Source organism: Burkholderia sp. E168m22 (assembly GCF_001319805.1).
Taxonomy (GTDB): Bacteria; Pseudomonadota; Gammaproteobacteria; order Burkholderiales; family Burkholderiaceae; genus Burkholderia; species Burkholderia orbicola.
In genome coordinates this window covers 80,509-92,988 of sequence record NZ_BBSK01000114.1, presented here as the reverse complement: position 1 = coordinate 92,988, position 12,480 = coordinate 80,509, and the positions used below count along the sequence as shown (strand labels likewise).

The 12,480-nt window shown below is 68.4% G+C and carries 11 protein-coding genes; 2 read left to right on the top strand and 9 right to left on the bottom strand.

The genetic code is table 11. The features are described from left to right. Positions 1 to 89 precede the first annotated feature (89 nt). The 3 genes from AP428_RS27385 to AP428_RS27375 form a co-directional block, all read right to left on the bottom strand. Positions 90 to 1,019 carry a Gfo/Idh/MocA family protein gene (locus tag AP428_RS27385; RefSeq protein ID WP_011548800.1) on the bottom strand — a complete coding sequence of 310 codons (930 nt, stop codon included), beginning with the start codon at positions 1,017 to 1,019 and terminating at the stop codon, positions 90 to 92. 25 nt (positions 1,020 to 1,044) lie between these two features. Next, positions 1,045 to 1,974: a dihydrodipicolinate synthase family protein gene (locus AP428_RS27380; RefSeq protein WP_006480236.1), complete on the bottom strand. Its 930-nt coding sequence runs from the start codon at positions 1,972 to 1,974 to the stop codon at positions 1,045 to 1,047. A gap of 116 nt (positions 1,975 to 2,090) precedes the next feature. Beyond that, positions 2,091 to 3,842, bottom strand: a complete 1,752-nt coding sequence (locus tag AP428_RS27375) for an IlvD/Edd family dehydratase (protein ID WP_011548799.1) — start codon at positions 3,840 to 3,842, stop codon at positions 2,091 to 2,093. A 114-nt stretch (positions 3,843 to 3,956) separates the two neighbouring features. Between AP428_RS27375 and AP428_RS27370 the strand changes: the two genes are divergently transcribed. Further along, entirely contained in the window at positions 3,957 to 4,907 is a 951-nt protein-coding gene (locus AP428_RS27370) for a LysR substrate-binding domain-containing protein (protein WP_011548798.1), read from the top strand. A gap of 18 nt (positions 4,908 to 4,925) precedes the next feature. Here AP428_RS27370 and AP428_RS27365 read toward each other — a convergent pair whose 3' ends face one another. Further along, complete coding sequence (locus AP428_RS27365; protein ID WP_011548797.1) at positions 4,926 to 5,402, bottom strand: OsmC family protein; 477 nt, start codon at positions 5,400 to 5,402, stop codon at positions 4,926 to 4,928. 131 nt (positions 5,403 to 5,533) lie between these two features. Between AP428_RS27365 and AP428_RS27360 the strand changes: the two genes are divergently transcribed. Further along, positions 5,534 to 6,175, top strand: coding sequence for a GntR family transcriptional regulator (locus tag AP428_RS27360; protein ID WP_172593257.1), 642 nt, complete (start codon positions 5,534 to 5,536; stop codon positions 6,173 to 6,175). A 54-nt stretch (positions 6,176 to 6,229) separates the two neighbouring features. On the opposite strand, the gene AP428_RS27355 is transcribed toward AP428_RS27360, so the two are convergent. The 5 genes from AP428_RS27355 to AP428_RS27335 all read right to left on the bottom strand — a co-directional run bounded on the left by AP428_RS27355 (position 6,230) and on the right by AP428_RS27335 (position 12,465). Beyond that, on the bottom strand, positions 6,230 to 6,631 hold the full coding sequence (locus tag AP428_RS27355; RefSeq protein ID WP_226292224.1) for a BON domain-containing protein: 402 nt from the start codon (positions 6,629 to 6,631) through the stop codon (positions 6,230 to 6,232). 183 nt (positions 6,632 to 6,814) lie between these two features. Continuing rightward, the gene (locus tag AP428_RS27350) at positions 6,815 to 7,753 is read right to left on the bottom strand and encodes a porin (protein WP_011548794.1); all 939 of its coding nucleotides are present in this window, start codon (positions 7,751 to 7,753) and stop codon (positions 6,815 to 6,817) included. Positions 7,754 to 7,895: 142 nt separating this feature from the next. Continuing rightward, a complete protein-coding gene (locus AP428_RS27345) occupies positions 7,896 to 9,707 on the bottom strand; it encodes a sulfatase (RefSeq protein WP_011548793.1) in 1,812 nt (603 codons plus the stop codon). Between the two features lie 33 nt (positions 9,708 to 9,740). Then, complete coding sequence (locus AP428_RS27340; RefSeq protein WP_011694902.1) at positions 9,741 to 11,006, bottom strand: formylglycine-generating enzyme family protein; 1,266 nt, start codon at positions 11,004 to 11,006, stop codon at positions 9,741 to 9,743. Positions 11,007 to 11,049: 43 nt separating this feature from the next. Beyond that, positions 11,050 to 12,465 (bottom strand): glycoside hydrolase family 1 protein, encoded by a 1,416-nt coding sequence (locus AP428_RS27335; RefSeq protein ID WP_011548791.1) that lies wholly within the window; start codon positions 12,463 to 12,465, stop codon positions 11,050 to 11,052. Positions 12,466 to 12,480 lie beyond the last annotated feature (15 nt).

Genomic DNA, 12,480 nt, shown 5'->3' with positions numbered 1-12,480 from the left:
GTCTCCTTTGTACCGGCTGATGCCGTGATGTGTGCCGTAATCAATCATTCGTCGTGCGCGCTTCGCCGTACCGAAGCGCGCACGCAGGTTCAGCGGCCGAACGCGTCGGTCTGCACGCGCCGGCCGAACAGGAAGGCATCGGCGACGAGCCGCAGCGGCCGCACGTCGACGTCGCTTTCGCCACGCGCGATCAGCGCGTGGAAGTGCGCATACAGCGCCGGGTACTCGCGCTCCGGCCCGATCTCGACCGGCTCGCCCGCGATCGACAATTGCGCGCCGCCGCGGCTGATCGCGAGCACGCCGTCGGCCGTGTCGACCGCGATCTCCCATTGCTCGACCGGGCCGTGGCGCCAGTCGAATTCCGCGTGCACCGGCACGCCGTCGGTATCCGCGCAATCGAGTTCGGCCGCGATCGGCGTCTGCACGTCGCTCGGCACGATGAGCGTCGCCTCGCGCAGCACGAGCTCGCGCGGCAGGATGCGCGTGACGATCGACAGCGCGTTGATGCCGGGATCGAACACGCCGAGGCCGCCCGGCTCCCAGATCCACTGTTGCCCCGGATGCCAGCGCCGCACGTCTTCCTTCCAGCGCACCTGCACCGCGCGGATCGTGCGTTGCGCAAGCCACACACGCGCCGGCTCGACCGCGCTCGCGCAGCGCGAATGCCAGGTCGCGAACAGCGTGAGGCCGCGCTCGCGGGCCAGCGCATCCAGCGCGGCCACTTCGCCGAGCGTCGCGCCCGGCGGCTTCTCGAGCATCACGTGCTTGCCGGCTTCGAGCGCCGCGCGCGCCTGTGCGTAGCGCACCTGCGGCGGCGCGCACAGCGACACCGCGTCGAGTTCGGGCTCGGCGGCCAGCAGCGCACGCAGATCGGGATAGTTGCGCACCCCCGCGACTTCCGCATGGCGGCTCGCGCAGGCGGTCAGCGCGAAGCCCGGCTCGGCGGCGATCGCCGGCAGATGCTGGTCGCGCGCGATCTTGCCGATCCCGACGACACCCAGCGAAATCGGATCACTCATCCTGCATGTCTCCTTCGTGAATCGCTCAGCGCGCCCAGCGCAGCACGAGCGGATCGAGCCGGCGCGCGATCGCGAGCAATTCCGCGCGCGTGTCCGGGTGCAGTTCCGGCATCGGATGCCGCGGCCGCTCGCACGCGATCACGCCGCCTTCGCGCATCAGCGCCTTCGCGGTGAGGATCCCGGACTGGCGGTTCTCGTGATTGATCAGCGGCAGCCATGCCTGGTAATGCGCGAACGCATCGTCGTGCCGCCCTTCGCGGAATGCTTCGAGGATCGGCCGGATGCCGTCCGGGAAGCCGCCGCCCGTCATCGCGCCGGTCGCGCCCGCATGGAGATCGGCGAGCAGCGTGATCGCCTCCTCGCCGTCCCACGGCCCCTCGATCGCGTCGCCGCCGAGCCGGATCAGTTCGCGCAGCTTGTTCGCGGCGCCCGGCGTCTCGATCTTGAAGTACGCGACCTGCTCGATCTCGCGAGCCATCCGCGCGAGGAACGGCGCGGACAACGCGGTGCCGCTCGCGGGCGCATCCTGAATCATGATCGGGATGTCGATCGCATCCGACACGCGCGCGAAGAAATCGAAGATCTGCGCTTCGGGCACGCGGAACGTCGCGCCGTGGTACGGCGGCATCGCCATCACCATCGCCGCGCCGAGCTGCTGCGCGCGCAGGCTGCGCGCCGCGCACACCTGCGTGCTGTAGTGCGACGTCGTGACGATCACCGGCACCCGGCCGGCCACGTGCTCGAGGATCGTGCGCGTGAGCACGTCGCGTTCGTCGTCGGTGATCGCGAACTGCTCGGAGAAGTTCGCGAGGATGCACAGCCCGTCCGAGCCGGCGTCGATCATGAAATCGACCGCGCGCTTCTGGCTCGCGAGGTCGAGCTCGCCGGTGTCGGTAAACGTCGTCGGAACGACGGGAAAAATGCCGCGATGGCGCGGCGTGCTGCTCGATGTCATGGTTCGCGTCCTGCTTCGGCCCGGTTGTCACCGGCCGTCATGCGTTCACGGTTTCATGAAGCGCGGACCGGGAAGGCCCGCAACCGGCGGCGGCGCATGTCGCGCCGCCCGCCTGCTCAATGCGAATGGCTCGGCACGTCCGCGCCGCGCGTGCCGACCAGGAAGTCGAGGTCGCACCCCTCGTCGGCCTGCAGCACGTGATCGATATACAGCCGCGCGTAGCCGCCCTTGCCGAGCTGGCCGGCCACGCCCGGCGCCGCGGTCGGATCGACGTCCGACAGGCGGCGTTGCAGTTCCTCATCCGTAATGTCGAGATGCAGCGTGCCGGCCTCGCAGTCGAGTTCGATCCAGTCGCCGTTGCGCACCGCGGCGAGCGGCCCGCCGGCGGCCGCTTCCGGTGCCACGTGCAGCACGACCGTGCCGTACGCGGTGCCGCTCATCCGTGCGTCGGAAATCCGCACCATGTCCTTCACGCCCTGGCGCAGCAGCTTCGGCGGCAGCCCCATGTTGCCGACCTCGGCCATGCCCGGATAGCCGCGCGGCCCGCAATTCTTCAGCACCATCACCGAGCTCGCATCGATGTCGAGCGCTTCGTCGTTGATCGTCGCCTTGTAGTGGTCGAGGTTCTCGAACACCACCGCGCGGCCGCGATGCTTGAGCAGTTCGGGGCTCGCCGCCGACGGTTTCAGCACCGCGCCGCGCGGCGCGAGATTGCCGCGCAGGATGCAGATGCCGCCGTCCGCGATCAGCGGCCGGTCGAGCGGGCGGATCACCTCGTCGCCGTAGTTCGGCGCTTCGCGCACGTTGTCCCACAGCGACTTGCCGTTCACCGTGAGCGCATCCGGATGCGGCAGCAGCCCGCCTTCGCCGAGCCGGCGCAGCACGGCCGGCAGCCCGCCCGCGTAATAGAACTCCTCCATCAGGAAGCGCCCCGACGGCATCAGGTCGACGATCGTCGGCGTGTCGCGGCCGATGCGCATCCAGTCTTCCAGTTCGAGCGGCACGCCGATGCGGCCGGCGATCGCCTTCAGGTGGATCACCGCGTTGGTCGAGCCGCCGATCGCCGCGTTCGTGCGGATCGCGTTCTCGAACGCCGCGCGCGTCAGGATCTTCGACAGCACGAGCCCTTCGAGCGCCATCTCGACGATGCGGATGCCCGACATGTGCGCGAGCACGTAGCGACGCGAATCGACCGCCGGAATCGCCGCGTTGTGCGGCAGCGCGACGCCGAGCGCCTCGGCCATGCACGCCATCGTCGACGCGGTGCCCATCGTGTTGCAGGTGCCGGCCGAGCGCGACATCCCGGCTTCGGCCGACAGGAAGTGATGCACGTCGATCTCGCCGGCCTTCAGCGCTTCGTGCAGCTGCCACACGGCCGTGCCCGAACCGATGTTCTTGCCCTCCAGCTTGCCGTTCAGCATCGGGCCGCCCGACACGACGATCGCCGGCACGTCGCAGCTTGCCGCGCCCATCAGCAGCGCCGGTGTCGTCTTGTCGCAGCCGGCGAGCAGCACGACCGCGTCGATCGGGTTGCCGCGAATCGCTTCCTCGACGTCCATCGACGCGAGGTTGCGCGTGAGCATCGCAGACGGCCGCAGGTTCGATTCACCATTCGAGAACACCGGGAACTCGACCGGGAAACCGCCCGCTTCCGAGATCCCGCGCTTCACGTGCTCGGCGAGCTTGCGGAAGTGCGCGTTGCACGGCGTCAGTTCGGACCACGTGTTGCAGATGCCGATGATTGGCCGGCCGTCGAATTCGTGATCGGGAATGCCCTGGTTCTTCATCCAGCTCCGGTACATGAAGCCGTTCTTGTCGTTCGTGCCGAACCATTGGGCGGAGCGCAGCCTGGGTTTTGTTGCCGACATCGTCAGTCCTGTGGTGACGGGATACCGGCGCAGTCTAGGCAGAATTTTGATAACTGGCTAATGACGATTTAGGCGATTACGATATCGATTCCGATATCGATATAAACCCGTACGATGACCGAAGCCAGCCCGTGGGGAAACCGCGCCCGTCTGAAGACGCGCCAGTTGCTGCTGCTCGTCGCGCTCGCCGACGAAGGCAGCATCCACCGCGCGGCGGCCGCGCTGAACATGACGCAGCCGGCCGCGTCGAAGCTGCTGCGCGAACTGGAGGAGTCGATCGGCGCGGTGCTGTTCGAGCGCCTGCCGCGCGGGATGCGGCCGACGTTGTACGGCGACGCGCTGATCCGCCACGCGCGCGCCGCGCTCGGCAGCCTCGACCAGGCGCGCGAGGAGCTGGCCGCGCTGAAGGCCGGCCATCTCGGCCACGTGGCGGTGGGGGCGATCACGTCGCCGGCCCTGCGGCTCGTGCCGCCGGCCGTCGCCGCGGTAAAGGGTACGCATGCGGGCCTGCACGTGTCGGTCGAGATCGACACCAGCAACGTGCTGCTCGAACACCTCGCGCAGGAAAAGATCGACATCGTGCTCGGCCGGCTGTCCGCCGAGCACGACAAACTGCGCCTGCGTTATGAGCCGCTGACCGGCGAATCGGTAGCCGCCGTCGTGCGAACCGGCCATCCGCTGCTCGCGCAAGCGCCGGTTGCGCTCGCCGACGTGCAGCGCGCCGCGTGGGTCGTGCCGCCGGCCGGCAGCGTGCTGCGGCACCGCTTCGAACTCGTGTTCCAGCGCGCGAGCCTCGCGCCGCCGGCGAATCTCGTCGAAACCTCGGCGCTGCTGTTCATCACGCAACTGCTCGAACAGAGCGACATGATCGCGGTGCTCGCCGAGGACGTCGCGCGCTACTACGCGCGGCACGGCATCGTCACGGTGCTGCCGCTGGAGATGGATTGCCGGATGGACGATTTCGGGATCATCACGCGCACCGACAGGCTGCATTCGCCGGCGGTGACGGTGATGGTGGAGGCGATTCGGGCGGCGGCGCGGGAGGTTTACGGCGTCGGGCTATGACGACGCAGCCGCGGTTTCCTACGCCGCGTCAACCTCGATCACCGGCTCACAGCGAATCGGAAAATTGACCGAATTCGCGATATAGCACTTCGCATGCGCATCGTGATGCAGATGCGCCGCGCGTTCGCGATCGTCGCCGACCCGGATCGTCACCTGCGGGCGCAACACGATTTCGGTGAAGCGCCCCGCTGCGCCGCTGTCGAGCAGCGTGCCTTCCGCGTGGTCGACATAGGCCAGCACGCGGATGCCGGCCTCCGAACACAGGTGCAGATACCACAGCTTGTGGCATGCCGATGCCGACGCGAGCAGCAGGTCTTCGGGGTTCCAGCGCGCCGCGTCGCCGCGGAACGCCGGGTCCGACGAGCCCGGGATATCCGGCTTGGAACCGGCCCGGATCACATGATCGCGGCCGTACTCGCGATACCCCGACGTGCCGGTGCCGCGATTACCCGTCCACTCCACTACGACGCGATACTGGTGTTCGCCCGATGCCATCTCGCTCTCCATTGATGTCGGTTGCCTGACCGGGGCCGGACGCCGTTGCGTGACGCCCGCCGGTGGCCATCATTGTGGCATCGCATAGCCATTTGGTATACCATTATTCCAAAATGACGAAACAGGCAGGCATGGAAGCCAAACTCGACTCCACGGCGGACGCGGTCGCCGCGTCGCTGCGCGACATGATCATCAACGGCGAGCTGGCGGCCGGCGAGCGGCTCGTCGAGCGCGATCTGGCCGAGCGGTTCGGCATCAGCCGGATTCCGATGCGCGAGGCGATCCAGCGGCTGGAACGCGAAGGCTTGCTCGACATCTTCAGGAATCGCGGCGCGGTCGTGCGCATGCTGAGCGTGTCGGATGTGCAGGAAATCTACGATCTGCGCGTGCTGCTCGAAGGCGATGCGATCTACCGCAGCGTGAAGCGGCTCGACGACGAAACGCTCGCGCGCGCCGAACTCGTGCATCGGCTGCTCGGCGATGCAACCGTGCCGCGCCGGCAGGGCGAGCTGAACCGCGAATTCCATGCGTTGCTGTATTCGTGCTGCGGCAACGCGCGGCAATTGAAGTCGATCGCCGAACTGCGCGGCCAGGTCGAACGTTACGAGCGCCTGCAGGCCACGCTGCTCGCGGATACGCCGTCGTTCCAGGTCGAGCACGACGACATCCTGCAGGCATGCCTCGAACGCAATGCGCGCGGCGCCCGCGCGATGACCGTCGCGCATCTCGATTCGGCCCGACGCATCGTGCTGCGGCTCGTCGAAGGCGGCTGAGGCCGGCGCGTGGCGCGTGTACGTCACGTGCGCCGGCCGGCGCGGCGATCGACGCTATTCGATCTGGGTCCCGATACGCAGCTGATTACGAACGGCCGTCACGCCGGTGACCTGCTGCGCCGCATTGACCGCCAGCGGAATCTGCACGTTGTCCGTCACGGTGCCCGACAACGTCACCGTGCCGTCGGCCGCACGAATCAGGATGCGGCTCGAATCGAGCCCGCGCGTGCGCGCGAGCACCGCGGCCACGCGCTTGACGAGCAGCCGGTTCGATTTCCGTCTGGCCCGCGCCGTATCGCGGTTCGGCGCGGCGGTCCCGGCGACACCGGCATCGCTTCCCGCGTCGACGGCCGGCACGGTGGCGCGCGATGCCGACGGCTGGGCCAGCGCCGGCGCGGCGGGCGCCAGCAGCAACGCGGCGAGCATCAGTACAACCCGAGGGTTCGAATAAGTCATGGATGAGTTCCGCAACAGGATGGAGAACGAACTACACGCTGGCCGTTAAAGCCGCGCGCATCAGAACTGCGTGATCATGCCGACCGACACGCCGGTCACCGTGCGTCCGTCCGGTCGCAGCGACAGCCCGCCGATGTTGGTCTGATCCTTCTTGTAGGCCCCCGAGAAGCCGTTTCGATCGAACTACGCATACAGGCTGGTCCGCTTCGACAGGAAGTACTGCAGCATCGCGTACGACGTCAGCTTGCGGCCGTCCGCACCGCCGGTGTTCTTCAGGTTCTGCGCGAAGTCGTAATAGGTCGCGCCGGACAATTGCAGGAACGGCGTGACCTGATAGACGATCCCGACCGCCGGAATCCGGTCGCGCCGCTCCGGCGCGCCGGCCTTCGCGGCGCTGACGGCGAGATCGCTGTAGCTCAGGTAGAGCCGGGCCGGGCCGACCTGCCAGGTCGCACCGCCCATGATCGTGCGCGCCCATTGCGATGCGTCGGCGTTCCAGGTCGTCTGATAGGCGGCGCCGAGCAACAGCGTCCGGAACCGGTAGCTCGTGCCGACGGCAACGTTCGAGCCGGCGCGCTGATTGCCGGCGACCCCGCCGGGCGAATAGCTGCCGCGCACGGTCGCGCCGCCGAACGTGCCGACGTACTTGATCGTGTTGTTGAAGCGCGAATCGTTCGTGAAGAAGTTGCCGCCCCACACCACGCCGGGGATCGTCGACAGCGACTGCCCTTGCGCGGAATTCGGGTCGAGCGCAATGCCGATGTCCTCGAGCGCGTTCAGTTGCCGTCCGAACGTGACGCGGCCGTATGGGCCGCTCAGGCCGACATAAGCCATCTGCGAGAACAGCAGGCCGGGCGATTTCGCCAGCGCACCGGTGCCCGTCAGGAACCCGCTCTGCAGCATGAAGATCGCCTGCATGCCGCCGCCGAGATCCTCGGCGCCCTTGATGCCGAAAATGTTGCCCGATATCGCGTTGTTGTCGAACCCGATCTGACTCCCCCCTTTCACGCCATCGGTCCAGCGCACGCCCGCGCCGATGTAACCGAACAACGTCACGCTCGATTGCGCGACCGCGTCTGCTGCAACGCATGCCAACGCCGAAACCACGATGATTCGCTTCATGTGTCTCCATCCATATATTTCGTTTTACTTAGTGTTGCGACATCGCCTCGGTATGTTCCTGGTCGATGTGACAGCGTCGACCGGCTCGCGGAATCGCGTCGCGGCGATCCGCGCGGGCCGGCCGTCACGCGTTCGGGAAGCGCTAGCGGCGCGCTTCCGTCTGCGGGAACGGGTAGTCGAGCGTCGCGGCCGTATAGCCGATCCGCATCGCGTTGACGTGCAGCACGTCGCCGGGGCGCAACGGAATCACACGCCCCGCGTCGTACACGGACCAGGCCGGCGACACGGGCCGCTGATCGCCGAGATGGGCGAAGCGCGCACCGAGCTTCGGCGGCAGCATTTCGCCGGCGAGCCGTTCGAAGTCCCAGCTGAGCACGGTGTGCGAGAGGCGCGGCGCCGGGTCGTCGCGACGTTCGACCCAGTAGCCGATCGACGCGCCCTGGGTCGCGCATGCGATCGTCACGCCGCCCGGCGCCGGCCGGATCTCGGGGGTCGCCGTGGCGGGGGGCGCCGAGCCGCCGAGCCACATCCGCGAGATCATTTCGGGTTCCGGTATGCCACCCATGTCGCCGTAACGATCGGTCCACGCGTGGAAGGCGGCACGCAGTTCGTCGAGCTTGGCGCGATAGCGCGGATCGTCCGCGAGGTTGTGCAGCTCGCACGGGTCCCGATCGGCGTCGTACAGCTCCTCGACCGGCTTCGTGCCGAACCACGCCGCGGTGGCCGGCGGCAGCTTGCCTTCATCCTTCAGCCGCAGGATGTCGCGCATCATCGGCATGCTTTCGCGGAACCGGATCGGCTGGTAGTACGGCTTCTCCGGCATGTAGTTGTACAGATAGCGGAAGCGTTGATCGCGCACCATCCGCACGCGGTCGTATTCGTTGTCCATCCGGTCACGCGCGGCAAACACGTAGCGGCGCGGCGCCGATGCGCGCGCCGGCCCGAGGAACGCCTGCCCCTGCATGTACGACGGAATCGGCACGCCGGCCAGCGACAGCACGGTCGGCGCGAGATCGACGCCGCTCACGAGCTGCGCATCGGTGGACCCGCCTCGCGGCGCGCCGGGGAAGCGAATGATCAGCGGTACGCGCGTGCCGCGCTCGAGCACCTCGCGCTTCATCCACGGCAGCGTGCCGCCGTTGTCCGCGAAGAAGAAGATGATCGTGTTGTCGTACACGCCGTCGCGCTTGAGCATCTCGATCAGCTCGCCGACCTGCCGGTCCATCGTCTCGATGTTGGTGTACATGCGCGCGATGTCGCCGCGCACCGCCGGCGTGTCCGGATAGATCGGCGGCACCGTGATCGACGCGGGATCGGCGCGCAGCGGGTCCTTGCGATAGGTGATCATCGACTCGTGCGTGACGAAGAAGTTGAACACCGCGAAAAACGGCTTGTCCTTCGGGCGATAGCGGTAGGACGCGGCGGGGCCGTTCTCGTCCCACACCGTCACCGGCGGCACGAACTGGTAGTCGGTCTTCTGGTTGTTCGACGTGTAGTAGCCGGCCTTGCGCAGCAGCTCGGGGAACGCCTTCACGTCGGGCGGCAGCACCACCGAATAGGTCGCCGGCACGCCGTTCGGCTTGTCCTTCGCCGTCACGCCGGGAACCGAGATCTCGCCCGGCCCGGTCCGGTGATGCTGCGCGCCCACCGAGGTCGGGTACACGCCGGTGATCAGCGCGGAACGCGACGGCGCGCACACGCCCGACACCTGGTACGCATGCGTGTACAGCACGCCTTCGCGTGCCAGCCGGTCGATGTTCGGCGTCTTGACCTGCGGGTCGCCGTATCCGCCGATGAAGGTCGTGATGTCCTCGACGGTGATCCACACGATGTTCGGTCGCGATGCACCGGCATGCGCGGCGCCGGCGCACAGCATCAGCAGCCAGGCCATCGCGCACGCGATGACGCGTGACGGCATATGCCGGCGGAATCGCCGGGTCAGGGGGGAATTCATGTTCGTCTCCTCGATTGCGTTGATCTCGGCCGGTCAATCCGTTGCGTTTGCGCCGGCGTGCTTGTGGCCGCGCCAGGCGAGCCACGCGCGCTCGTCCATTGCCAGCCGGAAGCCGAGATGCGACATCCCAGCTTCGGGATCGACGCCGCGCCGCGCGCTCGGTCGATAGCTCTGGCAGTACGATTCGTTGCAGAGAAACGAGCCGCCGCGAATCACGCGCTTCGGCGCATGCGGCGGCACGCCGGGCTCCGTCGGGTCCCAACTGTCGGCGGGCCCTTGCGGGTCGGCGACCGGACGGCCGCTCTCGACCGCCAGCAGGAACGCATCGGCCCGATACCAGTCGGCCACCCATTGCCACACGTTGCCGGCCATGTCGTAGAGCCCGTAGCCGTTGGGCGGATAGGTGCCGACCGGGCTCGGGGCTGCCGGCTTGCCGCTGCGCGCGTCGACGACCGGAAACGGCTGCGGCTGCTGCCCTTCCCAGATATTCGCCATCTGCCGACCCGCCGGCTTGAGCTGATTGCCCCACGCGTAATCGGCCTGCTCGAGACCGCCGCGCGCCGCGAATTCCCATTCGGCCTCGGTCGGCAGCCGCTTGCCGGCCCACTGCGCATACGCGCGCGCATCGTCGTACGAGACCTGCACGACCGGGTAGTCGTCCTTGCCCGCGATCGTGCTGCCGGGCCCGTCGGGGTGTCGCCAGTTGGCACCGGGCAGGAAGCGCCACCAGCGCGCGTAGTCGTCCAGCGGAACCGGGCCCGCCGTGCCGACGAACACGAGCGCGCCCGGCACCAGCGCACTGTCGGGCGGCCGCGGCGTGCCGGGCGGCAATTGCGCCCTCAGCGCGCTCCAGTCCGGCTTGCGCTCGGCGGTCGTGACGTAACCGGTCGCATCGACGAAGCGCCGGAATTCCGCGTTGGTCACGTCGTGACGATCGAGCCAGAAGCCGCGCACGGTGGCCCGATGCGCCGGCCGCTCGTTCGGCTGCGCCGCCTTCGCATCGCTGCCCATCAGGAAGGTGCCGCCGGGAATCCACGCCATGTCGAGCGGCCCGTCGTGTCCGTTGCCAATGACGGCGCGCGCGCCCTCGCCACGGGACGGCGTTACCGAGGACAGCCAGCCGATCGCCGCGCCGGCGGCCGCGCACGCGACGACCAGCGCGGTCACCAGCCGGACGCCCCGCCAGCTGCGCGGCAACAGCGTGCGACGGTCGGAGGTCGGCGAGTCGGGGGAATGAGGCGCGGCGCTGGCCGGTACGATCCGGCGCGGGCGGCGCCGGGCGAGCGAACGGGATTTCATGCGATGCCGAGGGTCGATGACGAATGAGGAAAGCAGCCGCGCATCACGCCACCGCGTTCTGCGCGATGCATCGCGAGTAGTACGCGAGGCTGCGTTTGGGTGTACGAACCTGCGTGTCGAGATCGACGTGCACGAGGCCGAATCGCTTCGAAAACCCCTGCCCCCATTCCCAGTTGTCGGTGGCGGCCCAGTAGAACAGCCCTTTCAGTCGCACACCTTGCCGATAGGCGTCGTGCGCCGCGCGCAGATAGCACGACAGGTAATCGCCGCGCGGGCCGTCGTCGACGACGCCGTCGTGCGGCGCCGGATCGTCGAGCGCGAAGCCGGTTTCGGTGATGTAGATGTCCGGCGCGCCGTAATCGCGATGCACGCGCAGCAGCATCTCGGTCATCCCGTCCGGCTCGACCTGGAAGTACGCAGTGCGCGGCAGATCGGCCGGCGGCTCGGCCTGCTCGACGCCGAACGGGGCGGACGGATTGGCGCGAACGTAGATGCGCGAGTAGTAGTTCATCCCGAGGAAATCCGGCTTCGCGGCGACGATGGCCATGTCGCCGGGCCGCACGAGGCCGGCGAGCGAATGCGCGAGCGGCTCGGGATACCCGTGACCGTACAGCGGATCGAGGAACGCACGATTCCACAGCACGTCGACGAGGCCGGCCGCCTTGCGGTCTTCGTCGCGCGCCGCCGCCGGGCGCACCGGCTGAAGGTTGATCGTCGTGCCGATCCGCGCGTCGCGCAGGTTCGCCCGCAGCACCTGGAATGCGAGGCCCTGTGCGAGGTTCTGGTGATGCATCGCCGCGAACACGCCTTCCGGCGAACGCAGCCCCGGCGCATGCACGCCCATCCCGTAGCCGCGCAGCGCGAGACTATTGGGCTCGTTCAGCACGATCCAGTGCTTCACGCGATCGCCGAGCCGGCGCGTCACCCGATCGGCGTAATCGGCCAGCCGATAGGCGATGTCGCGTGTCCGGAAATCGCCGGCCCAGACCGGCGTATCCCAGTGAAACAGCGTCGGAAACGGCTCGATGCCGCGCGCGAGCATCGTGTCGATCATCCGGTCATAGGTGGCGAGGCCGGCGTCGCTCGGCGCGCCGGGCCCTTGCGGCTGCACGCGCGGCCACGCGATCGAGAAGCGGAAGGCGCGAATCCCGGCGGCCGCCATCCACGCGATATCGGCCGGATAGCGCCGCTCGAATTCGGTGCAGCGCGCATTGGTCGAGCCGTCGGCGATCGTGCCGGCGCGCTCCGCGAACACGTCCCAGTTGCTCCGCCCGCGGCCTTCCCGGCTTTCCGTTTGCGGAGCCGACGCCGCGACGCCCCACACGAAATCGTCGGCAAAACGCATGCCGTCGTCGCGGGCGAACGTGGGTGCGCAGGCCAGGCCGGCGGCGGCCGCGCCGCCGGCGCGCAGGAAGGTGCGGCGCGCCGGCGAGCGCGGAATGGACGTATCGATGGGCATTGATGTCTCCAGGTA